This is a genomic window from Streptacidiphilus jeojiensis, assembly GCF_042510965.1.
Classification (GTDB): domain Bacteria; phylum Actinomycetota; class Actinomycetes; order Streptomycetales; family Streptomycetaceae; genus Streptacidiphilus; species Streptacidiphilus jeojiensis.
Window position 1 is genome coordinate 408,845 of the sequence record NZ_JBEUKS010000006.1, and the last position, 23,550, is coordinate 432,394.

Sequence of the window (23,550 nt, forward strand, 5' to 3'; positions counted from 1 at the left end):
CCCGGAGGGCCCCAGCCATGGACCTGAGCAGCAGAGACGCCACCGGTCCGAGCCGCAGGGCGCTGCTCGGCGGGGCGGCGGCCGCACTGGCCGCGACCGCGGTGCAGTGGACCCCGCTCGGACGCATCCCGGCCGCCAGCGCGGCCAGCACACTGGCGACGCCGCCGTCGTTCCCCGCCAGCATCAGCCTCTACCAGCAGACCTTCCAGAACTGGTCCGAGGAGATCACCGTCGACGGGCTGTGGACCTGTGCCCCGGCCACCCCCGCCGACGTGGTGACCCTCGCCAACTGGGCCCATGCGCAGGGCTGGCGGCTGCGCCCGCTGGGCGCCGCCTACAGCTGGTCGCCGGTGGTGGTCGACCCGGCCACCCCGGCCGCCAACACCCTGCTGGTGGACTGCAGTCAGCACCTCACCGCGGTCACCGTCCACCCGGCCAGCGGCTCCACCCCGGCCAGCGTGACCGCGCAGCCCGGCGTCACCATGGACACCTTCCTCGGCACCCTGAAGACGGCCGGCTATGGCCTCACCGGTTTCCCGGTCCTCGGTGCCGCCACCCTCGGCGGGGTCCTCGCGACCGGGGGCCGCGGCACCGGCGTCCCGGCCACCGGGGAGACCAAGCTCGCCGGGCACACCTACGGTTCGGTCGGCAACCTGGTCGTCAGCCTCACCGCGGTGGTCTGGGACGCCGGCTCGTCCGCCTATGTGCTGCGCACCTTCCAGCGCACCGACCCGCAGATCCAGGCCCTGATCACGCACGTCGGACGGGCCTTCGTCACCGAGGTCACCCTGCGCGTCGGAGCCGACCAGCGGCTGCGCTGCCAGAGCTGGTTCAACATCACCGCCGCCAACCTGTTCGCCCCGCCGGCGAGCGCCGGATCGCAGTCGCTGGCGAGCTATGTCAACGGCTCGGGCCGGGTGGTGTGCATCTGGTTCCCCAACACCACCTCGCCCTGGCTGCGGGTGATCACCCCGACCCCCAGCCAGCCGTGGACCAGCCGCGCCGTCAGCAGCCCCTACAACTTCCCCTTCAACGACATCGTCCCCAAGAGCATCTCGGACCTGCTGGCCGAGATCATCGGCGGCGACGCCGCGGCCACCCCCAGCTTCACCGCCGCGCAGATGGCCGGCGTCAGCGCCGGGCTGATCTCCACCGCCAGCTGGGACATCTGGGGCTGGTCCAGCGACGTGCTGCTCTACGTCCGCCCGACCACCCTGCGGATCACCTCGACCTGCTGGAACGTGGTCACCAGCCGGGCCAATGTGCAGCGCGCGGTCAGCGAGTTCTACGCCGCCTACTCGGCCAAGCTGGCCGCCTACGCGGCCCAGGGCCTGTACCCGATGAACGGGCCGCTGGAGATCCGGGTCACCGGTGTGGACGACCCGGCCGACTGCCAGGTCACCGGCGCGCTGGGGGCCCAGCTCTCCACCCTCCGCCCGCGCCCGGACCACCCGGAGTGGGACACCGCCGTCTGGTTCGACATGACGACCATCCCGGTCACCCCCTACGACCACCAGTTCACCGGCGAGATGGAGGCCTTCGTCCGCAGCAACATGGGTGCCTACGGGCAGGTCCACGCCGAGTGGTCCAAGGAGTGGGCCAACACCCCCTCCGGCGCCTGGACCGACGCCTCGGTCATCGCCGGAGCCATCCCCGACTCCTACACCGCCGGCCAGGCCGCCGGCGACGGCTGGGCCGCAGCGGTGGCGACGCTGAAGACGCTCGACCCGTCCGGGGTGTTCAGCAGCGCCTTCCTGGAGCGCGTCCTGCAGTGACCCCCTCCTCCCCCTTCTCTTCTTCGGCCGCCGTCCGCACACTGGCGCCCATGCTGACGCTTCAGGAGATCTCCGACCGGTTGGAGATCCAGGATCTGATGGTCCGTTACGCCCATGCGGTGGACACCCGCGAATGGACCCTGTTCAAGGAGCTGTTCACCGAGGACGCCGTCATCGACTACACCGCGTTCGGCGGCCCGCGCGGGACCGTGGACGAGGTCACCTCGTTCCTGGCGCTCACCCTGCCGCTGTTCTCGGCCACCCAGCACCTGGTCGCCAACTGCGCGGTCACCCTGGACGGTGACCGCGCCACGGCCCGCACCATGTGCCACAACCCGATGGCCGTCACCGACTCGGAGTCCGTGCTGGTCTGCGGGCTCTGGTACGTGGACACCCTGGTGCGCACCCCGGACGGCTGGCGGCTGCGGGAACGCTCCGAGGACAAGGCCTACTCGGCCGTGCTGAATCCACAGCCGACCGACGAGCACTCGTAACGGTCCGTTCTTCCGCTGGGGCGTGATCCGCTGTCAGACTCGTCACCGTGCCCGAATTCGACATGCTCGTCATCGGTTCCGGACCCGGCGGCCAGAAGGCCGCCATCGCCGCCGCCAAGCTCGGCCGCAGGGTCGCCGTCGTCGATCGCCCCGACCGGGTCGGCGGGGTGTCCATCCACACCGGCACCATCCCGTCCAAGACGCTGCGCGAGGCGGTGCTCTACCTCACCGGGCTGACCCAGCGCGACCTGTACGGGCAGAGCTACCGGCTCAAGGACGAGATCACCGTCGCCGACCTGACCGCCAGGACCCAGCACGTGGTAGGCCGGGAAGTCGATGTGATCCGCAGTCAGCTCTCTCGCAACCAGATCTCGCTGATCGCCGGTACCGGCCGCTTCGCCGACCAGCACTCCGTCCTGGTGACCGATATCGCTGGCCAGGAGCGGCTGCTGACGGCGGAGAACATCGTCATCGCCACCGGCACCCGACCGGCCCGTCCCGACCTGGTGGAGTTCGACGAGCAGACCATCCTGGACTCCGACAACGTCATCAACCTGGAGCGGGTGCCGCGCTCCATGGTGATCGTCGGCGCCGGGGTGATCGGGCTGGAGTACGCCTCCATGTTCGCCGCGCTGGGCAGCAAGGTGACCGTGGTCGAGCAGCGGGCCAGGATGCTGGAGTTCTGCGACGAGGAGGTGGTGGAGGCGCTCCGCTACCACCTGCGGGACCTGGCGGTGACCTTCCGCTTCGGCGAGAAGGTCGCGGCGGTGGAGCGGCATCCGCGCGGGGCCCTGACGGTGCTGGAGAGCGGCAAGAAGATCCCCGCCGACGCGGTGATGTACTCGGCCGGCCGGCAGGGGCTGACCGACGGCCTCGACCTGGAGAAGGCGGGGCTGTCGGCGGACGCCCGCGGCCGGATAGCCGTGGACGAGCACTTCCGCACCTCCGTCCCGCACATCTACGCGGTCGGCGACGTCATCGGCTTCCCGGCACTGGCCGCGACCTCGATGGAGCAGGGCCGCACGGCGGCGTACCACGCCTGCGGCGAGCCGGTGAACCCGATGCCCGAGCTGCAGCCGATCGGGATCTACACCATCCCGGAGATCAGCTACGTCGGCCGCACCGAGGACCAGCTCACCGAGGACTGCGTCCCCTTCGAGGTCGGCGTGGCCCGCTACCGCGAGCTGGCCCGCGGCCAGATCATCGGCGACGCCCACGGCATGCTCAAGCTGCTGGTCTCCCCGGAGGACCGCAAGCTGCTCGGCGTGCACTGCTTCGGCACCGGGGCGACCGAGCTGATCCACATCGGCCAGGCCGTGATGGGCTGCGGCGGCACCGTGGACTACCTGGTGGACGCGGTCTTCAACTATCCGACCCTGGCCGAGTCCTACAAGGTCGCGGCGCTGGACGCGACCAACAAGATCCGCCAGATCGACCGGATGCGCGACTGACGGCGGGCCGGCGAAAAGATTTCCAAGAACCTCCACCGTTGGTGTCGAGCGGCGGCCTGCGGCGTCGACCTCGCTGTGAAAGGCTCCCCAGCAGGGGTGCCGACACCGCGAGGAGTGAGTCCCCATGAAGTTCATGCTGATGATCTACGGCAACCAGGAGACCTGGAGCGCCTACCCCGCCGAGGAGTGGCCCAAGGCCATCGCCGCGGTCGACGCCTTCAACAGGAAGTTCTTCGAGACCGGCGAACTGCTCGGCGCCTACGGCCTCGCCGACGCCGTCCAGGCCAAGACCGTCCGGGTGCGGGCCGGGGCGCCGGCCGTCACCGACGGGCCCTACCTGGAGACCAAGGAGTACCTGGCCAGCTACTACCTGCTGGACTGCGTGGACGAGGCCAGGGCGCTGGAGATCGCCGCCGAGATGCCCTACGCCGCCGAGAACGCGGTCGAGCTGTGGCCGGTCATGAACGAGGCGGCCCCCCAGCTGTGACCACGGAACGGACCGGCGACCGGCGCGTCGAGGACCTGCTGCAGCGGCTGGCGCCGCGGGTCCTCGGCGCGCTGGTGCGCCGCTACGGCCAGTTCGACGCCTGCGAGGACGCCGTGGCGGAGGCGCTGCTCGCAGGCGTGTTGCGGTGGCCGGAGGAGGGTGTGCCGGACAACCCGCAGGGCTGGCTGTTCACCGTGGCCTCGCGCCGGCTGATCGACCAGATCCGCAGCGAGAGCGCCCGCCGGGAGCGCGAGCGGAGGCTGATGGCGGCCACCCCGGCAGCCGAGATGCTTGCTCCAGGGCCGGAGGAGCAGGCCGACAGCGGGACCGACGACACCCTCGCCCTGCTCTTCCTCTGCTGCCACCCGGTGCTCACCGCGCCCTCGCAGATCGCGCTGACCCTGCGTGCCGTCGGCGGGCTCACCACCGCCGAGATCGCCCGCGCCTTCCTGGTCCCCGAGGCGACCATGGCCCAGCGGATCAGCCGCGCCAAGCAGCGGATCCGCGACGCCGGCGCGACCTTCGCCATGCCCGAACCCGAGGACCGCCCGGAACGGCTGAAGGCCGTGCTGCACGTGCTCTACCTGATATTCAACGAGGGGTACGGCACCTCCGCCGGCAGCAGCCTGCAGCGCCTGGACCTGACCGCCGAGGCGATCCGGCTGACCCGGCAGCTGCGCACCGTCGCCCCGCTGGACGGCGAGGTCCAGGGCCTGCTGGCACTGATGCTGCTCACCGACGCCCGCCGGGCGACCCGCACCGACGCCCAGGGGAACCTGGTGCCGCTGGCGGAGCAGGACCGCAGCCGCTGGGACGCCGCGCTGGTCGCCGAGGGCGTCGACCTGATCACCCGGGCGCTGACCAGCACCCGGCTCGGCCCGTACCAGGTGCAGGCGGCCATCGCCGCCGTGCACGACGAGGCGGAGTCCGCGGAGAAGACCGACTGGCCGCAGATCCTGGCCCTGTACGAGACGCTGGAGCGGCTCACCCCCAACCCGGTGGTCACCCTCAACCGGGCGGTGGCCCTGGCCGAGGTCAGCGGTCCGCAGGCCGGGCTCGACCTGCTGGCGGCGCTGGAGCGGGAGAGCGCGGCGCTGGCCGACAACCACATGCTGCACGCCGTGCGCGGCCATCTGCTGGAGGCGGTGGGGGAGCGCGACGCGGCCAGGGAGGCGTACCGCACGGCGGCGCGGCGCACCCGCAGCCTGCCGGAGCAGCGCTACCTGGACGCCCGCGCCCGCAGACTGCAGCCCTGAGGGGTCTTCGGCTGCGGACCGTAGCTGGTTTCTCGCGCACGCTGTTGCATCAGCAGAGCCCCGCGCCCCTGGGGTGCTGCCCCGTTACCGCTTGATCCCCATCCCCGCCCACACAGACCGCGGAGTGGGGTCCGCCCCCGCCGCGGGGCGCCAGTGCGGGGCCGAGACCAGGCCGGGCTCCAGCAGCTCGACGCCGTCGAGGAAGCGGGCGACCTGCTCCCGGGTCCGGTAGGTGATCTTCTGCGGCATCAGCGCCCGCATCACCGCGGCGGTGCTGGCCATCACCTCGGTGTGGATGTCGGCGGCCGGCTGGGACACCGTCAGATAGCTGCCCGGGGCGACCGCGTCCAGCACCGTCGCGACCAGGCCGGCCGGATCGTCCTCGTCCGGGATGCAGTGCAGCAGGCCGACCATCATCACCGCCACCGGCCGGTCGAAGTCCAGCACCCGGGCCGCCTCCGCCAGCACGGTCGCGGTGTCCCTGGCGTCGGCGTGGATGTAGCAGGTCGCGCCGTCCGGGTGGCTGGTCAGCAGGGCCCTGGCGTGGGCCAGCACGATCGGGTCGTTGTCGACGTAGGCGATCCGCGACTCCGGGGCGATCAGCTGGGCGACCTCGTGGGTGCTGTCGACGGAGGGGAGCCCGGTACCGATGTCCAGGAACTGCCGGACCCCGGCCTCCGCGGAGAGGTACCGCACCGCCCGGCCGAGGAAGGCGCGGTTGGCCCGGACGTTCTCGGTCACGGCGTTGCCGGTGGCCAGGACCTGGTCGCCGACCTCCCGGTCGGCGGCGAAGTTGTCCTTGCCGCCGAGCCAGTAGTCGTAGACCCGGGCGATGTGCGGAACCCCGGTGTCCAGCACGGTGCGCTCCGGCACCTCGGCCATCGGACTGTTCCAAGCCTCCGCCATGCCCCTGCCCCCGCCTCTGCCGCCCCGTGCGCCGCCCCTGCCCCCGGGGCCGTGCGCCAGAAGCATCGTAGTCGTACGGATGTCCGGGCGGCAGGAGTGCGCGAAGATCCTTCAGCTGCGGCGGCCGGCCGCCTCCACGCTCTCCGTGTCCTCCACCGAGGTCCGCTGGGACGGCAGATGGGCCGCCGCCACCTTGCCTGCGCCGCCCCCGCGGCGGCGCAGGCGGCCGGTCAGCCGCAGCAGCGGACCGGTGGCCCAGAGACCCAGCAGTGTCACCGCGACGCCCGCGACGGCGTCCAGCAGGTAGTGGTTGGCGGTGCCCATGACCACCATGGCTATCACCGCCGGGTAGGCCAGGCCCAGCACCCGCACCACCCGGGACCTGCTGTAGCGGAACAGCAGCAGCCCGCACCAGAGCGCCCAGCCGACGTGCAGGCTCGGCATCGCCGCGAACTCGTTGGTGACGTTGCCGAACCCCTTGGGCGTCCCGCCGCCCCCGCCCCACCAGCCGATCGAGGCGTGCTCGGCCAGGGTGTCCACGAAGTCGTAGGAACCGCCCAGCATCCGCGGCGGCGCCGTCGGGAAGGTGATGAAGCCGACCAGGCCGAGCATGGTGGTGAGCCCCAGCCAGGTGCGGGCCTGCCGGTAGGCCTCGCGGTGGGACTTCCACAGCCAGAACAGCACCACCACGGTGAGGATGTAGTGCAGCGTGGCGTACATGTAGTCGGCGGGTATGCCGAGCCAGGCGTGGTCGTAGAAGGCGTGGTTCAGCCAGTGCTCCGGGCTGAGGCCCAGGTGCCGCTCGACCGAGAGGATGTCCCGGCCGTGCTGTTCGGCCACGTCCTGCTTGCCGTGCACCAGCAGCCGGCTGCCGTCGTAGACGGCGTAGACGACCAGGAGGATCTCCCACTGCCAGGTCGAGCGCCAGCGCCATCTGAGGCGCCGGGTCTTCGGGGTTCGCACGTCTTCGGACGCACTCTCCCGCGAGTTCACGGGAGCTTCATCGGAGCCGGGCGGAACCGGCAGGTCGGTAGACACCCGGGTATCCTCTCGTCTCCCTGTGCGAATCGCTGCATCCGGGTCGGTACCAGTGGAAGTACGCAGGTCAGTGCCGGGTCGGCGGGGTGTCGTCGGCGACCGGAGCGCGCTGCGGGGATCGAACGCACGACCAGCGGGCATGATGTCCGGGCAGCACCTCCCGTCGCTCCCATCGATCATGATGGAGCGGTACACGACGCGCGACCGACAGCACGGACACGAAGGAGCAGCGATGGTGCACGATCGAGCCGGTCAGCCGGCCCAGCCCGGGGACCTGGTGGATGTCGCCCGGCTGGTGACCGCCTACTACTCGCTCACCCCGGACCTCGCCGACCCGGCCCAGCGGGTCGCCTTCGGCACCTCGGGCCACCGCGGCTCCTCCTTCGCCACCGCCTTCAACGAGGCCCACATCGCCGCCACCAGCCAGGCGGTCTGCGACTACCGGGCCCGGCAGGGCACCACCGGGCCGCTGTTCCTGGGCATCGACACCCACGCCCTGTCCGAGCCGGCCCGGGCCACCGCCCTGGAGGTGCTGGCGGCCAACGGCGTCACCGTCCTGATCGACACCGAGGACGGCTACACGCCCACCCCGGCCGTCTCCCACGCCATCGTCTCGTACAACCGCGGCCGCACCGTCCCGAACAGTGCCGCGGCCCTGGCCGACGGCATCGTGGTCACCCCCTCGCACAACCCGCCCGGCGACGGCGGCTTCAAGTACAACCCCCCGCACGGCGGCCCGGCCGACTCGGCCGCGACCTCCTGGATCCAGGACCGCGCCAACGAGCTGATCGAGAAGGGCATGTCGGAGGTCCGCCGGATCCCCTACACCCGGGCCCTGGCCGCCGACACCACCGGCCGCTTCGACTTCCTCGGCTCCTACGTCGCCGACCTGCCCTCGGTGCTGGACCTGGACGCGGTCCGCGAGGCCGGCATCCGCATCGGCGCCGACCCGCTGGGCGGGGCCTCGGTGGCCTACTGGGGCCGGATCGCCGAGCAGCACCGGCTCGACCTGACCGTGGTCAACCCGGAGACCGACCCGACCTGGCGGTTCATGACCCTGGACTGGGACGGCAGGATCCGGATGGACTGCTCCTCCCCGTACGCCATGGCCTCGCTGATCTCCAAGCGGGACGAGTACCGCATCGCCACCGGCAACGACGCCGACGCCGACCGCCACGGCATCGTCACCCCCGACGCCGGGCTGATGAACCCCAACCATTACCTGGCCGTCGCCATCTCCTACCTCTACCGCCACCGCGAGGGCTGGCCGCAGGGCGCCGGGATCGGCAAGACCCTGGTCTCCTCCTCGATGATCGACCGGGTGGCCGCGGACCTGGGCCGCCGGCTGGACGAGGTCCCGGTCGGCTTCAAGTGGTTCGTCCCCGGGCTGACCGACGGCAGCGTCGCCTTCGGCGGCGAGGAGTCGGCGGGCGCGTCCTTCCTGCGCCGCGACGGCTCCACCTGGACCACCGACAAGGACGGCATCCTGCTGGCGCTGCTGGCCTCCGAGATCACCGCGGTCACCGGCAGCACCCCCTCCGAGCACTACGCGGCCCTCACCGACCGCTTCGGCGCCCCCGCCTACGCCCGGGTGGACGCCCCGGCGACCCGCGAGCAGAAGGCCGCCCTGGCGGCCCTGTCGGCGGACCAGGTCACCGCCGGGGAGCTGGCCGGCGAGCCGATCACCGCGGTGCTCACCCGCGCACCGGGCAACGACGCCGCCATCGGCGGCCTCAAGGTCTGCACCGACTCCGCCTGGTTCGCGGCCCGCCCCTCCGGCACCGAGGACGTCTACAAGATCTACGCCGAGAGCTTCCAGGGCGCCGACCACCTGGCCCGGGTCCAGCAGGAGGCCCGCGACCTGGTCGGGTCGGTCCTCGGCCAGGACTGACCCGGCAGGACGGCGGTCACCCGCCGTCCTGCTGCTGGGCCACCAGGCGGCGGTGCAGCTCGGTGGTCATGGCGTGGATGGCGCGGGTGAGCTCGGTGTTGGTCTTGAGCTCCAGCTCCTGCTCGACGAAGTCGTGGTCGGCCTTGGCCTGCTGGAAGGCGGCCTGCCGGTTCTGACCGATCATCACGAAGGTGGACAGGAAGATCGCCTCCAGCGAGACCACCAGGGTCAGCGTCGGCCAGGGGCTGCGCTCCACCCACAGCATCCACACCGTGAACAGCACCGCGTGCAGATAGACGAACAGCATCGACCCGGCGAACTTGGTGATCGCGTCGGCGATCCGTACCTGCAGGTCGGAGGCGCGCCGGGCCTCGTGGGCCAGCACCACGGGATGGTGCTTGGCCTTGGGGTCCAGCGGGAGGTCGGGCTTGAACACGACGGAGGGCCTTCCTGCTGACGCGGGCGGTCAGGCCGTCAGGCCTGGTGCGCAGCATCATCCCGGACCGGGGCGGGCTTCGGCGAGCGGTCCGTGCCGCGGCCGCCGTCCCGGTGGGTGTCCCGGCCACGCAGCAGCGAGGCGGTGGCGGCGACCACGGCCATGGCCGCGGCGGCGATGAAGACCACCGCCAGCCCGTGGTGCAGCGGTCCCGAGATGAGGTGCGGGAAGAACTGGGTACCGGTCAGGGTGTCGGCGTTGTGCCGGGGGAGGGCCTTCAGCACGCCCGAGGGCGCCAGCAAGTGGCCGACCGGGTTCTGCCCCAGGAAGGCGGCGAACAGGGTGGAGACCGGTGGCAGCGAGGCGACCTGGCCGGCCACCGGGCCGGGCACGCCCTGTGCCTGCAGGCCCGAACTGAGCGTCTGCGGCAGGGATCCGGCCAGTCCGGTGACCATCAGCGAGAAGAAGATGCCGATGGACAGCGACATCCCGGAGTTCTGGAAGGTGGCCCGCATCCCCGAGGCCGCGCCGCGCCGCTCAGGCGGCACGCTGCCCATGATGGCGGAGGTGTTGGGCGCGGAGAACATGCCCTGGCCGATGCCGTTGGCGAAGACGATGACGGCGAAGACCGGGTAGGAGAAGTCGACCGGCAGGAACAGCAGCCCGACGAAGGAGGCGGCCATCAGCAGCAGGCCGCTGCTGGCGAAGGTGCGCGCGCCGAAGCGGTCCGAGAGGTAGCCGCTGACCGGTCCGGCGATCAGGAAGCCGGCGGTGAGCGGGATCAGCGCGATCCCGGCCCACAGCGGGGTGTCCTCGTAGGCGTAGCCGTGCAGCGGCAGCCACACCCCCTGCAGCCAGATGATCAGCATGAACTGCAGCCCGCCGCGGGCGATCGCGGTCAGCAGCGAGGCGGCGTTGCCGGCCGCGAAGGCCCTGATCCGGAACAGCCCCAGATGGAACATCGGATCGGCGACCCGGTTCTCCACCAGCCCGAACACCACCAGCAGCAGCACCCCGCCGCCCAGCATGGCCAGCACCATCGGGTTGGTCCAGCCGGTCGGGTGCCCGCCGTAGGGCTGGATGCCGTAGGTGATCCCGGCCAGCAGGGCCAGCGCGCCGCAGGTGAAGGTGAGGTTCCCGGCCCAGTCGATGCCGGCCGAGCGCTTGGCGCCGATCTCGCGCAGGCTGCGGTAGGACCAGACGGTGCCGACGATGCCGATCGGGACGTTGACCCAGAAGATGGCCCGCCAGTCCACGGTGGCCAGCAGCCCGCCGGCGACCAGGCCGAGGAACTGCCCGGCCAGGCCGGCGATCTGGTTGACGCCCAGCGCCATGCCGCGCTGCTCGGTGGGGAAGGCGTCGGTGAGGATCGCGGCGGAGTTGGCCATCAGCATGGCTCCGCCGACGGCCTGCAGGATGCGGAAGCCGATCAGCCACAGCGCGCCGCCGGCGCCGTGCATCGGGTCCAGCGAGAGCGCCAGCGAGGTGGCGCTGAACACCGCGAAGCCCAGGTTGTAGATCCTGACCCGGCCGTAGATGTCCCCGAGCCGGCCGAGGGCCACCACCAGCACCGCGGTGACCAGCAGGTATCCCATGATCAGCCAGAGCAGGTAGCTGATGTTGCCGGGGGCCAGCGGGTCCAGGCCGATGCCCCGGAAGATGGCCGGCATGGCGATGATGACGATCGAGGCGTCCAGGGTGGCCATGAAGACGCCGAGAGTGGTGTTGGACAGCGCGACCCACTTGTAGCGCGGGCTCAGGGGAAGGGTGTCGGATACACGCACCCGATCATCCTATGAATCTTAGTTGGTATAAGCAATGGTGCGGGGGCGCCCCCGGCTGGGAGCGCCCCCGCACCTTCGGTCAGGCCGTGCCTACGGGTTCACGGTGATGGTGAACGTGGAGGTGGTGTTCTGGATGTTGACGTAGTTGTTGCTCTCGGTGAGGTGGTTGAACACCGCCGTGCCCACCGCCGGACCCTGCCCCGCCTCGGGCAGCTGGTTGGCCCAGATGCCGTAGCCGGACTTGGCGTTGTAGGCGTCACCGCTCTGCTGCGCCCCGGTAATCGACACGTCGGTGAAGATGGTGTCGGTGACCGGGTACTGCGCGGTGCTGCCCACGTAGTCCGTCTGGAACATGATCCCGGAGTAGGTCGGGTCGGTGATGTCGACGCTGTTCACCCTGATCCCCTGGAACGGCTGGGTCGCCGAGAAGACCCAGATCGCCGGGAACACCTGGCCGTTCCAGAAGTGCCCGCCGTCGCGTACCAGCGAGACGTTCTGGATGGTCGTCGGCTGGGTGCCGAAGCCCTGGAACGGGTAGCCGAAGTTCAGCGAGCTGATGGTGATGCCCGCATAGGTGAGCGTGTCGGCCACGTACAGGTTCTGCATGATGTTGTTCTCGCCGCCGTAGACGGCGATGCCGGCCGCGCGCCAGGGGGTGAGCGCGGACAGGTTCTGGAAGGTGTTGTTGGTCAGGTCCGAGGAGTTGTGGTCCTGGGCCGCGAACAGCGCGAAGCTGTCGTCGCCGGTGGACCTCGCCTCGTCATTGCTGACCAGGTTGCCCGAGCTGCCGTTGGTGAGGTTGATGCCGTCGGCGAAGGTGTCGCGGATCCGCATGTTGGTGGCCGTCAGGCCGGTGACATGGGTACCCCAGATCGCGACCACCTGGTGCTCGATCCAGATGTTGTCGATGGTGAGGTTGGAGACGTCGGTCAGGTCGAAGACCTTGCCGGGCCCGTCGATGCGGGAGGTGTAGTCGCCGAACCAGCCGAAGCCGCTGAACGAGGACCCGTTGGCGCTGGACTGCACGGACCAGCCGACGTCCGTGTTGTCCTGCGTGGTCGGGGCGTTGAACTGGGTGTACCAGGGACCGGCGCCGACGACCTTGACCGCCTTGCCGCTGACCTGGAACTTGCTGGTGGTCTGGTACTGCCCGGCGGGCAGGTAGACGCCCACCAGCTTGCCGGTGGTGTCGTTGGCGACCTGGGTCAGGGCGTTCTGCACGTCCTGCTGCCCGAAGCCGGCCGGGGTGACGTAGGTGGCCGGGTTGGGGTTGGCCACCGGGGCGACCATCTCGGTGTTGATGTAGTCGATGGCGTACTGGGAGGTGTTGGCGGCGTCCTTCTGCAGCTTGATCACGCTGTCGGCGGGCACCGTCTGGTTGAGCATGATGTGCGCCTCGTCGTAGATGTGACGGGGCGATCCGGCGCTCGGGTCGTTGCCGGGACCGGTCTCGGCTCCGTACAGCCACTCGTACTTGGAGTTGAGGGTGATGGTCTGCAGGAACGTTCCGTTGACGTAGACGTCCAGGGTGGCCGTGGTGCCGCCACCGCCGGGTGCGTCCGGGATGTTGAAGCGGGTGACCAGGGTGTTGGTCGGGTCGGTGGTGTTCCACTGGACGTAGGAGCCGGTGCTGTCCAGGGTCACCGCCTTGCGGCCGGAGGCCTCGCCGGCCAGGTCGCCGATGGTCCGGTTGGGACCGACCACGGCCGCGCCGCCGCCGATCATGCCGTTCTCGGCCTCGTACACGTCGTACGGCATGTTGGCGCCGCGGCCGACGTAGAACGGGGTGTCACTGATGTTGTTGGCCTGCTTGACCGACAGCTCGTTGGCGTCGATGGCGATGACCGTGTGCAGGGTGTACTTGCCGTTCACGGCGGTCCAGGTGCCCATGGAGACCGGGGCGCCGGTCGCCCCCGGGGCCAGGCTGCCGCTGTAGGAGCCGTTCAGCGTCTTGACCACGCTGTTGTTGCTGTCCAGCAGGGTCAGCGTGATGGCGTGCGCACCGGAGGCGCTGGCCACGGTGCCCTGGTTCTTCAGCGTCACGGAGAAGGTGACGGTGTTTCCGGCGGACGGGGTGCCCGGGCTGGAGCTCACCGCCGAGGCGATCAGGTCCGAGGACTGCACCGGGGCCACGACCAGGTTGGTCGGGTTGGTGTAGCTGTTGTTCCCGTCGTTGAGCTCGATGACGGTGTTGGCCTCGTCCACCTTGGCCGTCAGCGGGTAGCTGCCGGCGGTCTGGGTGCCGATGTTCGCCGAGACGGTGCTGGAGGCACCGACGGCCAGCGCGCCCACGGCGGCGGTGCCGACCTTGGTCGTGCCCAGGTAGAAGTTGACGTTGGTCGCGCCGGAGGCGGCCGTACCGGAGTTCTTCACCGTGGCGGACACGGTGACCGGGTCGGTCTCCACCGGGGAGGTCGGCGACCAGGAGGAGGAGCTGACCACCAGGTCCGGGTTGGGTGCCGGGGTCCCGATGACCTGGAACTCGGCGACCTGCCCGCCCGGGGCGCCGCTGTTGCTGGTGATGCTCAGCTCGACGTCCGAGACCCGCGCGCTGACCGGGATGGAGACGCTGTTCCCGGTGCTCGGGTTGAAGGTGTACGTCTGCGCCGCGGCGATGGTGGTGAAGCCGGTCGCGCTCTGCTCGCGCCCGAGGACCGCGATGGTCTGGGTACGGGTGGACCAGGCGGCGTCCGGGTTGAGCTTGACGACCACCGACGTCACGTCGGCGTTGGCGCCCAGGCTCACGGTGAGCTGGCTCGGGTAGGTGGAGCCCTCGAAGTAGGTGGTCAGGTCGTTGTCGTTGGCGTTGGCAGGGGCGTAGGTGAAGGTGTTGGCGGTACCGGTGATCGGCTTGCCGACGGCCAGGTTGCTGCCGGTCCCGCCGCTGCCGGTACGGGTGACGGTGTTGGACGCGGAGGACTGGTTGCCGGCCGCGTCGTGCGCCTTCACGTAGTAGGAGACGGTGGCGGTGTCCGGCTGCGCGTCGGTGTAGGTCAGCGTGGAGCCGCCGACCGTGGTGGCCAGGGCCCCGTTGCGGTAGATGTCGTAGCCGGTGACACCGACGTTGTCGGTGGCGGCGCCCCAGGTCAGCGCGATCTGTCCGCTCTGCGGCTGGGTGTACGCCAGGTTGGTCGGAGCGGTCGGCGCCGTGGTGTCGCCGCTCTGCCCGGTACGGGTGACCGTGTTGCTGTTGCCCGACTGGTTCCCGGCGGCGTCGTGCGCCCGGACGAAGTAGCTGACCGTCGCGCTGGCCGGCTGGGTGTCGGTGTAGCTGAGCACACTGCCCGCGACGCTGGTCAGCAGGCTGTTGTTGGCGTAGATGTCATAGCCGGTGACACCGACGTTGTCGGTGGAGGCGCTCCAGGTCAGCGCGATCTGCCCGGTCTGCGGCTGGGTGTAGGCCAGGTTGGTCGGGGCGCTGGGCGGGGTGGTGTCCCCACTCGTCGGCCCGTACACCTCCAGCTCGGAGATCTGCCCGGCCGGCCAGCCGGTGTTGGCGGTGATGGTGATCCGGATGTACCGGGTGGTCGTCGCCGTGAAGCTGATCGTCGACGTGTTCCCGGTGCTCGGGTTGAAGGTGTAGCCGGCGGAGGGGACCAGGGTGGAGAAGGTCGACCCGTCGCTGCTGCCCTGGACCGTCAGGGTCTGCGTCCTGGTCGCCCAACTGGTGTCGGCCGGAACCTTCAGCACCACCTGGTTGACGCTGACGGAGGCGCCGAGGTCCACCTGCAGCCACTGCGGGAAGGCGTTGTTGGTGCTCTCCCAGTAGGTGGCCTGGTTGCCGTCGTTGGCGTTGCTCGCGGCGTAGGTCTGGCTGACGCCGCTGGAGCTCATGGTCTTGCCCAGCGCCAGGTTGGCCGAGGTCCCGTTGGTACCGCTGCCGTAGACCTCCAGCTCGGAGATCTGCCCGGCCGCCCAGCCGGTGTTGGCGGTGATGTTGATCCGCAGGTAACGGGTGCTGGTGGCACCGAAGTTGATGGTCACCGCATTGGAGCTGGACGGGTCGAAGGTGTACCCGGCCGAGGCCACGACGGTGCTGAAGGTGGAGCCGTCGGTGCTGCCCTGCACGGACAGCGTCTCGGTCCTGGCGCCCCAACTGCTGGGCAGCTTCAGCACCACCTGGTTGACGGAGGTCGCCGAACCGAGGTCGACCTGGGCCCAGGCCGGGAAGGAGCCGGTGCTCTCCCAGTAGCTGTCCTGGTTGCCGTCATTGAGATTGGCGGCCACGTACTGGCCGTTGGCACTGCTGGCGGTGGCGGTCTTCCCGAGGGCCAGATTGCTGCCCGCAGCGGATGCCGGCACCAGGTTCAGCACCGGAACCATGGAGACCAGCAACCCGATCAGGGTCAGGACCACGGTCCTGACCCGCAGGGATCTTCCTCTTCTGCGCATGCTCGTCCTCTGCTTGTGCTGTCGCACACGGGTGGGGATGCGGGAGCAGGAGCCCGGACGGGTCACTCGGAATTTGCAGAGCCTGTCCTGACACCTGAACTAGTAGTGACAAGAATTTGCGGCTATCGAGCAGGAAGTTACAGAGGCGCCATGGCTCCGTCAATGGATCGCACAGGGTTCCGGTGAGTGCATCACGGACATCTGCACTAGGGAAGAGGTGGCGAGTTGACGGATGCTCAGCCTGTTGCGCCATTCATGCGCTGATCAGGCACTGTGTGGTCGGAATTTTGCGACGCAGGGTGGCAGGGCCGGGCGCGCGAAGGGAGGCGGACAGCCGTGCCTGGTCGCTCCGGCCCGGGACCGACGCACCTGCCCCACGGAGGTGACGGACGGTCAGCGGGAGCTACATCTGGTGCTGGTACCGGGGAGCCGTCCGCGGGCCCGACGACAGGGCGAAGCGCGGGTGGGCGACGGACTTGCCCAGTGCCAGGTCGGCCGCCATCCGGCCGAGCAGCGGGGCGAACTTGGCGCCGTGGCCGGAGCAGGCCGAGACGATCACCAGCGAGCCGGCCCGGTCCAGCACGAAGTCCCTGGTCGGGGTGGAGGTGATCAGGCAGGACGATTCCGCCACCGGTTCCGGGTCCAACCCGGGGAGCCGGTGCCGGATGTAGTCGCTCACCGCATGGCGGACCAGCGGCTCGACCACACCGCTGCGCGTCCCCGCGGTGGTGCTCCGCCCGCGACCGGACAGCCCGACCTTGAACGTGCCGCCGCCCCCGCCGTCCGCGCCCGAGGGCAGTCCGTACGCCTGCAGGAGCCCGGCGGCGTGGAGGAAGGCCGGCCATTCCGGGCCGCTGTCCTCCCGCCACCGGTCCTCCCGCCACTGGTCCTCCCGTCGCCGGAAGTGGAAGACCTCGTGCTGACTCACCGTCAGCGGCGGTAGCCGGAACGGGAGTCCGAACCCGGGGAGCCAGGCGCCCGCAGCGACGACCACCCGCTCGGCGCGCACCACGGCGTGGTCGAGGCCGGGACCGTGCAGCCGTACCTGCCCCGAGGGCAGCCGCTCCAGGCGGCTGACCCTGGTGCCGCTGCGCAGCTCCGCCCCGTGGGCGACGGCCCGCTCCACGCAGGCGGCGACGGTCGCGTCCGCGTCCAGCCGGCCCGCGTCGGGGTGGTACAGGACCGGGCCGCCGTCGTAACGCAGCTGCGGCCAGCGCTCGGCGGCCTCCCGTGCGGACAGCAGCTCGTGCGGCACCCCGGAGGCGGCCAACTGCTCGGCCAGGCGCACCGGGTCGCGCCGAGTGCCGAAGTCCAGCATGCCGACGCGATGCCGCAGGCGCGTCCCTGCGTCGGACTCCAACTCGTCCCAGCAGTCCGCCGCCTGGCCGGTGAGCTCCACGTACAGCGGGTCGGCGTAGCTGCGCCGGAAGATCCGCGAGCTGCCGTGCGAGCTGCCCTGCCGGTGCCCGGGGTGGAAGGCCTCGACCAGGAGCGTGGCGACACCGCGCCGCGCCAGCTCCCAGGCGGTGGCCGCGCCGGCCAGTCCCGCGCCGATGACCGCGACGTCATAACCGTCGGAGTCCGCGAAGGGGGCCATCATGCCCACCTCCAAACGACTCTGATCGGCTGTCAGTTTCCATTGGACGGCCGGGGTGTTGCCTGGAGGTTTCCTGGCGGAAAGCAGACGGTTGCCGTTCGGGCCGCAGCCGACGCTCCCTCGGTCAACTCCGGTGCAGCGCCGGGTGGTCGGCGACCACCGTGCAGGAGCCCGGAGCGACCTCGGTGAAGCCGGCGTCGCGCACCATCGGCAGGTCCTCGGAGGCGGCCAGCACCGCCCACTGCTCCGGGCTCGCGGTGCGGACGGCGAGCGGGAAGCCGGCGTCGCGCCACGCCGCGCGCTGATCGGCCGTCAGCGCCCACCAGGCGAGCTGTGCGCCGTGGCCGGCCTGCGCCATGGACTTGCCGGTGGACATCTCCACCTCCGGGTTGAACCACAGCACCGGGATCCCGGGGTCGGCCGGGCCCGGCGGCTCGGGGTCGTCCAGCTCGGTGCCGGAGACCTGGAGCTTCGCCAACTCCTTCGGCCAGCCGTCCAGCGGGACCGGCACGAACACCCGCACCTCGGCGGACTTGCCGGTGAGCGTGATCCCGTCCAGCTCCTGCGCCTTGCGCCACTCGCCGCCCCTGGCCCGGCGGACCACCTTGCGGATCCTGGCGTCCTCCCAGGCGTGCACGCGCTCGGCCCACTCGCCGTCCGGGTCTGTGGTGCGCTGGTCCGAGAGCAGGGTCAGCACGGCGCGGGCGGCGGTCTCCAGCGCGTCGGTGTGGGAGGGCGGATCGGTGCGCTCGATCCGGACCACCAGTGGCAGGACGAACTGGGGAGCGGAGTCGCGGTCGACGGCACGGTCGGCGAAGGGGCTGCTGGTCACGGACCCAGAATAGGCCGCCGACGGATCAGTCCTTGAGCCGGCAGACCCAGAGCAGCGCTCCCAGCAGATGCGCGCGGAAGGCCGGGTCGGAGTAGGCCTCGTCGAAGTGGCCCAGCGCGGTGTAGAAGCTGCGGCCCTTCCCCTCGGGCTCGCGGCACCAGACCAGCGGGTGGTCCGCGCCCATCCGTCCGCCCTGGTACCGGCTCTCGTCGACCGTCGCCAGCACCCGCACACCCTCGGCGGACCGGGGCGGGCTGCGGAAGTCGTACCACTCGTCGGTCCAGTCCCACTGTTCCGGGAGGTGCGCGGTGGCCGGGTGGTTCCGGTCCTCGACGGTGACCGCGGCGGGCTGGGCCGCCGGGTGGCTGTGGAAGCGCGAGCCCAGGAGCTCGCCGTAGAAGGGCCAGTCGTACTCGGTGCCGGCGGCCGAGTGGATGCCCAGGAAGCCGCCGCCGGCCGAGAGGAACCGCTCCAGGGCCTGGCGGCCCTGATCCGTCAGCACCTCTCCGGTGGTCGACAGGAACACCACGGCGGTGGTCCCGTCCAGCCCGGCCTCGGTGAAGGCCCCGGGGTCCTCCGTCGCGGTCAGCTCCAGCCCCTGGCCGGCGGCCAGCTCGCCGAGCGCGGCGATACCGGCCGGGATGGAGTCGTGGCGGAACCCGGCGGTGCGGGTGAACAGCAGGACGCGGGGGAGAGGAGGCATGGCGGGGACGGCTCCAAGGGTTCGGGCGGGCTGCGCGCTGGCTCAGGGAAGCTCGGCAAGCGCTTTCCAGGGCCTCAGGCTAAGGACGGCGCCGCCGGGCGGTCAAGGCGTCCCGGTGCTGGCCCGCAGCATCGGCTCGACCGGCAGCCGCAGCGTCCGCACCGGTCCGGACGGGCCGTCGTCCTGGCGGCCCAGTGCCAGGCCGACGGCCTCGGCGCCCATCTGCAGCAGCGGCATCCGCACCGTGGTCAGCGCCGGAGCGAGGTCGGCGGCCAGCGGGATGTCGTCGAATCCGGCGACGGCGATCCCGCCCGGGACGTCGATCCCGCGCTCGCGCAGCTCCGCGAGGACGCCGACCGCGCAGACGTCCGACAGCGCCAGCACCACATCCGGACGGTCCTGGTCCCGTCCCCCGGCGGCGCCGTCCAGCAGCCGGCCCACCGCCTCCCGGCCCCCGGTCCTGCTGAACTCGGCCTCCTCGACCCTGATCTGATCCATGGTCAGGCCGACCTCGGCCAGCGCGTCGGCGACCCCGGCGAGCCGCTCCGCCGACACCCGGAACCGCTCGGGCCCGGCGATCACGGCCGGCCGGCGGTAGCCCAGGTCGAGCAGGGCCCGGGTGAGCGCCGCCGCACCGCCGCGGTTGTCGGGCAGGACGGTGTCGTACCCGTCGCCGTGGTCGCTCACGGCGGTGACGGCGCCGCCCTCGGCGCGGTAGAGCGAGAGCGCGGCGTCGATGGCGGCGGTCGCGCCCGGGTCGGTGTAGCCGGAACCCGCCAGCACGATCGCCCGCACCCGCTGGGCGTGCAGCATCCGGATGCAGCGCAGTTCGACCTCGGGGTCGCCGCCGGTGTTGAGGACCATGGTGAGCAGCCCGGCGTCGGCCGCCGTGTCGGTGGCGCCCTTGGCGAGGGCGCCGAAGTACGGGTCCGCGATGTCGTGCAGCAGCACCCCGATGGTCGCGGTGCTGGCCCTGGCGAGGGCCTGGGCGGGAGCGTTGGGGAGGTAGCCGAGCTCGTCGGCGCTGGCCCGCACCCGGGCGGCGAGCCCGTCGCCCACGGTGCGCGCGGAGCCGTTCAGCGCGCGGGAGGCCGTCGCCAGGGAGACCCCGGCATGGCGGGCCACCTGGCCCAGGGTCACCGCCATGGTCCCCACCTCTCCGATCGGACGAGTCGCCGTGCGCCGTGCGCCGTGCCTAGTGCGCTGTGCGCTGTGTGAGGGGAAGGCTACCGGGTCCGAGGCTCTTGACCTCCTCGGCGCACCGCTCTAGGTTCAACCGTTGGAAAGCGCTTTCCAGCACCCTGGATACCCGGAAGGACAGAGATGACGACCCGTAGGACCATCGGCATCGTGATGAACGGCGTGACCGGGAGGATGGGCTACCGGCAGCACCTGCTGCGCTCGATCCTGGCCATCCGGGAGCAGGGCGGCCTCCCGCTGGAGGACGGCACCCTGCTGTGGCCCGAGCCGATCCTGGTCGGCCGCAGCGAGGCCCGGCTGCGGGCCCTCGCCGAGCGCCACGGCCTGGAGCGCTGGACCACCTCGCTGGACGACGCCCTGGCCGACCCGATCACCGAGGTCTACTTCGACGCGCAGGTCACCCCGGCCCGGGAGAAGGCGCTGCGCACCGCCATCGCCGCCGGAAAGCACATCTACACCGAGAAGCCCACCGCCGAATCCCTGGAGGGCGCGCTGGACCTGGCCCGGTTGGCCCGTGAAGCCGGCGTCCGCAACGGCGTGGTGCAGGACAAGCTCTTCCTGCCGGGCCTGCTGAAGCTCAAGCGCCTGGTGGACAGCGGCTTCTTCGGCCGGATCCTCTCGGTCCGGGGCGAGTTCGGCTACTGGGTGTTTGAGGGCGACTGGCAGTCGGCCCAGCGTCCCTCCTGGAACTACCGCGCCGAGGACGGCGGAGGCATGATCCTCGACATGTTCCCGCACTGGCGCTACGTGCTGGACGAGATCGTCGCCCCGGTCCGCTCGGTCTACGCGCACAGCAGCACCCACATCCCGGAGCGCCGCGACGAGCAGGGCGCCGCCTACCGGGCCACCGCCGACGACGCGGCGTACGGCATCTTCGAGCTGGAGGGCGGCGTGGTCGCCCAGATCAACTCCTCCTGGGCGGTCCGGGTGGACCGCGACGAACTGGTGGAGTTCCAGGTCGACGGGACCGAGGGCAGCGCCGTCGCCGGACTGCGCAACTGCCGCTACCAGCACCGGGTCGGCACCCCCAAGCCGGTGTGGAACCCCGACCTCGCGGCCACCGAGGACTTCCGCTCGCAGTGGCACCAGGTGCCGGACAACGAGGTGTTCGACAACGGCTTCAAGGTGCAGTGGGAGCTGTTCCTGCGCCATGTGGTCACCGGCTCGGACTACCACTGGGACCTGCTGGAGGGCGCCAAGGGCGTCCAGCTGGCCGAACTCGGGATGCGCTCGGCCCGCGAGGGCCGCCGCCTCGACGTCCCCGCACTGGAGCTGTGAGGCCCGCCATGACGCACTCCTCCTCCGCTCCCTTCTCCTCCCGTACCGCCTATGCGGCCGCCCATGTGGTGGCCGACCCCTACGGCGGCAACGCGCCGGGCGCGCCCGCCGCCGTCGACTGGGACGCCACGCTCGCCTTCCGCCGCCACCTCTGGTCGCTGGGCTTCGGCGTCGCCGACGCCATGGACACCGCCCAGCGCGGCATGGGCCTGGACTGGGCCGCCACCAGCGAGCTGATCGCCCGCAGCGGCGCCGAGGCCAGGGCCGTCGGCGGCCTGCTCGCCTGCGGCGCCGGCACCGACCACCTCCCGGCCGGACCGGCCGCCGACCTGGCCTCGGTACAGGCGGGCTACGAGCAGCAGGTCGAGGCGGTCGAGGCCGCCGGCGCCCGGGTGATCCTGATGGCGAGCCGCCAACTCGCGGCCACCGCAGCCGGACCCGAGGACTACCACCGGGTCTACGGCGCGCTGCTGCGGCAGACCCGGCAGCCGGTGATCCTGCACTGGCTCGGCACCATGTTCGACCCGGCCCTCGACGGCTACTGGGCCGGCCCGGGGGCCGGCCTGGACGCGGCGGCCGACAGCGTGCTCACACTGATCAAGGAGCACGCCGACCGGATCGACGGGATCAAGGTCTCGCTGCTGGACGCCGACCGGGAGATCGCCCTGCGGGCCGCCCTCCCCGCCGGTGTGCGGCTCTACACCGGCGACGACTTCCACTACCCGGAGCTGATCCGGGGCGGCAGCGACGCCCTGCTCGGCGTGTTCGACCCGATCGCCGTCCCGGCCGCCGCGGCGCTGCGCGCCCTCGACGCGGGGGACACCGAGCGCTACCAGGAACTGCTGGCCCCCACCGTGCCGTTGGCCCGACACCTGTTCGCCGCGCCGACCTTCCACTACAAGACCGGCATCGTCTTCCTGGCCTGGTTGGCCGGACACCAGGACCACTTCGGGATGGTGGCCGGCGCGCAGAGCGGACGCTCCGCCGTGCACCTGCTGGAGCTGCACCGCCTCGCCCTGGCCGCCGGGATCCTCCCCGACGAGGACCTGGCCGCCGCCCGACTGCGCCAGTACTGCGACCTGATGGGAGTCGGCCGATGACCGGCAGCACCACCGAGGGCATCGAACGCCTCTCGCTGAACCAGATGACCACCCGGGGCTGGTCCCTGGCGGAGGCCGTACGCGGCTGCGCGGAGGCGGGCATCGGCGGGATCGGGGTGTGGCGGGACAAGGTCGAGGAGGCGGGCGGTGCGGTCGCCGCCGCGAAGCTGGTCCATGACGCCGGACTGAGCGTCAGCAGCCTCTGCCGGGGCGGGTTCTTCACCACTCCGGGTGCGATCGAGGACAACCGCCGCGCCATCGAGGAGGCCGCCGCGCTGGGCACCGACACCCTGGTGCTGGTCTGCGGCGGGCTGCCGGCGGGCAGCCGGGACCTGGTCGGCGCCCGCGAGCAGGTCCGGGACGCCCTCGGCGAGTTGGCCCCGTACGCCGGGGAGCACGGCGTACGGCTGGCCGTGGAACCGCTGCACCCGATGTTCTGCGCCGACCGGGCGGTGGTGTCCACCCTCGCCCAGGCGCTGGACCTGGCCGAGCAGTTCCCGGTGGAGCAGGTCGGCGTGGTGGTCGACAGCTACCACGTCTGGTGGGACCCGGAGCTGTACCGGCAGATCGACCGCGCCGGTGCCCGGATCGCGGCGTACCAGGTCTGCGACTGGACCCTGCCGCTGCCCGCCGACGCCCTGCTCGGCCGGGGCCACGTCGGCGACGGCGTGATCGACTTCCCGCCGCTCAGCCGGGCCGTGGCCGCGGCCGGTTACACCGGTTGGATCGAGGTCGAGCTGTTCAACCAGGAAGTCTGGGACACCCCAGGCGAACTGACCCTACGTCGGATGATCGAACGGCATCGCGAGCACGTGGCGCTGCGATGAGAGTCGTCCTCCGACGCTCTTGACGGTCCGGCACGGGCTCAGTACGGTTCCGAAACAAGTAAGGAAAGTTAACTAACTGACAGACTTGTTTCGTGTCCCGAGG

Annotated in this window: 18 protein-coding genes; 9 read left to right on the forward strand and 9 right to left on the reverse strand. The window is 71.2% G+C overall.

From position 1 onward, the window contains the following. Window positions 1-17: 17 nt before the first annotated feature. The 5 genes from ABUW04_RS19365 to ABUW04_RS19385 all read left to right on the forward strand — a co-directional run bounded on the left by ABUW04_RS19365 (window position 18) and on the right by ABUW04_RS19385 (window position 5,463). Window positions 18-1,775, forward strand: a complete 1,758-nt coding sequence (locus ABUW04_RS19365) for a cholesterol oxidase substrate-binding domain-containing protein (protein ID WP_380565915.1) — start codon at window positions 18-20, stop codon at window positions 1,773-1,775. A gap of 50 nt (window positions 1,776-1,825) precedes the next feature. Then, complete coding sequence (locus ABUW04_RS19370; RefSeq protein WP_380565916.1) at window positions 1,826-2,269, forward strand: nuclear transport factor 2 family protein; 444 nt, start codon at window positions 1,826-1,828, stop codon at window positions 2,267-2,269. 47 nt (window positions 2,270-2,316) lie between these two features. Further along, window positions 2,317-3,720: a Si-specific NAD(P)(+) transhydrogenase gene (gene sthA / locus ABUW04_RS19375; RefSeq protein WP_030252346.1), complete on the forward strand. Its 1,404-nt coding sequence runs from the start codon at window positions 2,317-2,319 to the stop codon at window positions 3,718-3,720. Between the two features lie 124 nt (window positions 3,721-3,844). Continuing rightward, entirely contained in the window at window positions 3,845-4,207 is a 363-nt protein-coding gene (locus ABUW04_RS19380; protein ID WP_030252348.1) for a YciI family protein, read from the forward strand. After that, a complete protein-coding gene (locus ABUW04_RS19385; RefSeq protein WP_380565917.1) occupies window positions 4,204-5,463 on the forward strand; it encodes an RNA polymerase sigma factor in 1,260 nt (419 codons plus the stop codon). The genes ABUW04_RS19380 and ABUW04_RS19385 overlap by 4 nt, the downstream gene beginning before the upstream one ends. Before the next feature lie 84 nt (window positions 5,464-5,547). Here ABUW04_RS19385 and ABUW04_RS19390 read toward each other — a convergent pair whose 3' ends face one another. After that, complete coding sequence (locus tag ABUW04_RS19390; RefSeq protein WP_037594695.1) at window positions 5,548-6,345, reverse strand: SAM-dependent methyltransferase; 798 nt, start codon at window positions 6,343-6,345, stop codon at window positions 5,548-5,550. A 135-nt stretch (window positions 6,346-6,480) separates the two neighbouring features. Then, window positions 6,481-7,332, reverse strand: coding sequence for a phosphatase PAP2 family protein (locus ABUW04_RS19395; protein ID WP_063757463.1), 852 nt, complete (start codon window positions 7,330-7,332; stop codon window positions 6,481-6,483). Between the two features lie 307 nt (window positions 7,333-7,639). Between ABUW04_RS19395 and pgm the strand changes: the two genes are divergently transcribed. Then, window positions 7,640-9,298 carry a phosphoglucomutase (alpha-D-glucose-1,6-bisphosphate-dependent) gene (gene pgm, locus ABUW04_RS19400; protein WP_380565918.1) on the forward strand — a complete coding sequence of 553 codons (1,659 nt, stop codon included), beginning with the start codon at window positions 7,640-7,642 and terminating at the stop codon, window positions 9,296-9,298. A gap of 16 nt (window positions 9,299-9,314) precedes the next feature. On the opposite strand, the gene ABUW04_RS19405 is transcribed toward pgm, so the two are convergent. The 7 genes from ABUW04_RS19405 to ABUW04_RS19435 form a co-directional block, all read right to left on the reverse strand. Continuing rightward, a complete protein-coding gene (locus ABUW04_RS19405) occupies window positions 9,315-9,734 on the reverse strand; it encodes a DUF1003 domain-containing protein (RefSeq protein WP_380565919.1) in 420 nt (139 codons plus the stop codon). A 38-nt stretch (window positions 9,735-9,772) separates the two neighbouring features. Beyond that, on the reverse strand, window positions 9,773-11,440 hold the full coding sequence (locus tag ABUW04_RS19410) for an MFS transporter (protein ID WP_380565995.1): 1,668 nt from the start codon (window positions 11,438-11,440) through the stop codon (window positions 9,773-9,775). 168 nt (window positions 11,441-11,608) lie between these two features. Then, window positions 11,609-15,910: a discoidin domain-containing protein gene (locus ABUW04_RS19415; protein WP_380565920.1), complete on the reverse strand. Its 4,302-nt coding sequence runs from the start codon at window positions 15,908-15,910 to the stop codon at window positions 11,609-11,611. 403 nt (window positions 15,911-16,313) lie between these two features. Next, the gene (locus ABUW04_RS19420; protein WP_380565921.1) at window positions 16,314-17,510 is read right to left on the reverse strand and encodes an FAD-dependent oxidoreductase; all 1,197 of its coding nucleotides are present in this window, start codon (window positions 17,508-17,510) and stop codon (window positions 16,314-16,316) included. Window positions 17,511-17,631: 121 nt separating this feature from the next. Further along, window positions 17,632-18,339, reverse strand: a complete 708-nt coding sequence (locus ABUW04_RS19425; protein WP_380565922.1) for a peptidyl-tRNA hydrolase — start codon at window positions 18,337-18,339, stop codon at window positions 17,632-17,634. A gap of 25 nt (window positions 18,340-18,364) precedes the next feature. Further along, the gene (locus tag ABUW04_RS19430; protein WP_380565923.1) at window positions 18,365-19,042 is read right to left on the reverse strand and encodes a ThuA domain-containing protein; all 678 of its coding nucleotides are present in this window, start codon (window positions 19,040-19,042) and stop codon (window positions 18,365-18,367) included. 102 nt (window positions 19,043-19,144) lie between these two features. Next, a complete protein-coding gene (locus tag ABUW04_RS19435; RefSeq protein ID WP_380565924.1) occupies window positions 19,145-20,188 on the reverse strand; it encodes a LacI family DNA-binding transcriptional regulator in 1,044 nt (347 codons plus the stop codon). Between the two features lie 177 nt (window positions 20,189-20,365). Here ABUW04_RS19435 and ABUW04_RS19440 point away from each other — a divergent pair, with 177 nt between their 5' ends. The 3 genes from ABUW04_RS19440 to ABUW04_RS19450 are packed head-to-tail and all read left to right on the forward strand — an operon-like array spanning window position 20,366 to window position 23,447. Beyond that, window positions 20,366-21,520 (forward strand): Gfo/Idh/MocA family protein, encoded by a 1,155-nt coding sequence (locus ABUW04_RS19440; protein ID WP_380565925.1) that lies wholly within the window; start codon window positions 20,366-20,368, stop codon window positions 21,518-21,520. 8 nt (window positions 21,521-21,528) lie between these two features. Beyond that, window positions 21,529-22,620, forward strand: coding sequence for a dihydrodipicolinate synthase family protein (locus tag ABUW04_RS19445; RefSeq protein WP_380565926.1), 1,092 nt, complete (start codon window positions 21,529-21,531; stop codon window positions 22,618-22,620). After that, window positions 22,617-23,447 (forward strand): sugar phosphate isomerase/epimerase family protein, encoded by an 831-nt coding sequence (locus ABUW04_RS19450; protein ID WP_380565927.1) that lies wholly within the window; start codon window positions 22,617-22,619, stop codon window positions 23,445-23,447. The genes ABUW04_RS19445 and ABUW04_RS19450 overlap by 4 nt, the downstream gene beginning before the upstream one ends. Window positions 23,448-23,550 lie beyond the last annotated feature (103 nt).

What these genes read in the sequence shown, in the direction of transcription:
- ABUW04_RS19415 (WP_380565920.1), bottom strand. Translation starts at nt 15,910, where the DNA reads ATGCGCAGAAGAGGAAGATCCCTGCGGGTCAGGACCGTGGTCCTGACC.
- ABUW04_RS19380 (WP_030252348.1), top strand. Translation starts at nt 3,845, where the DNA reads ATGAAGTTCATGCTGATGATCTACGGCAACCAGGAGACCTGGAGCGCC.
- ABUW04_RS19370 (WP_380565916.1), top strand. Translation starts at nt 1,826, where the DNA reads ATGCTGACGCTTCAGGAGATCTCCGACCGGTTGGAGATCCAGGATCTG.
- ABUW04_RS19435 (WP_380565924.1), bottom strand. Translation starts at nt 20,188, where the DNA reads ATGGCGGTGACCCTGGGCCAGGTGGCCCGCCATGCCGGGGTCTCCCTG.
- ABUW04_RS19445 (WP_380565926.1), top strand. Translation starts at nt 21,529, where the DNA reads ATGACGCACTCCTCCTCCGCTCCCTTCTCCTCCCGTACCGCCTATGCG.
- ABUW04_RS19410 (WP_380565995.1), bottom strand. Translation starts at nt 11,440, where the DNA reads ATGGCCACCCTGGACGCCTCGATCGTCATCATCGCCATGCCGGCCATC.
- ABUW04_RS19440 (WP_380565925.1), top strand. Translation starts at nt 20,366, where the DNA reads ATGACGACCCGTAGGACCATCGGCATCGTGATGAACGGCGTGACCGGG.
- ABUW04_RS19450 (WP_380565927.1), top strand. Translation starts at nt 22,617, where the DNA reads ATGACCGGCAGCACCACCGAGGGCATCGAACGCCTCTCGCTGAACCAG.
- ABUW04_RS19430 (WP_380565923.1), bottom strand. Translation starts at nt 19,042, where the DNA reads ATGCCTCCTCTCCCCCGCGTCCTGCTGTTCACCCGCACCGCCGGGTTC.
- ABUW04_RS19365 (WP_380565915.1), top strand. Translation starts at nt 18, where the DNA reads ATGGACCTGAGCAGCAGAGACGCCACCGGTCCGAGCCGCAGGGCGCTG.
- pgm (WP_380565918.1), top strand. Translation starts at nt 7,640, where the DNA reads ATGGTGCACGATCGAGCCGGTCAGCCGGCCCAGCCCGGGGACCTGGTG.
- ABUW04_RS19420 (WP_380565921.1), bottom strand. Translation starts at nt 17,510, where the DNA reads ATGATGGCCCCCTTCGCGGACTCCGACGGTTATGACGTCGCGGTCATC.
- ABUW04_RS19390 (WP_037594695.1), bottom strand. Translation starts at nt 6,345, where the DNA reads ATGGCCGAGGTGCCGGAGCGCACCGTGCTGGACACCGGGGTTCCGCAC.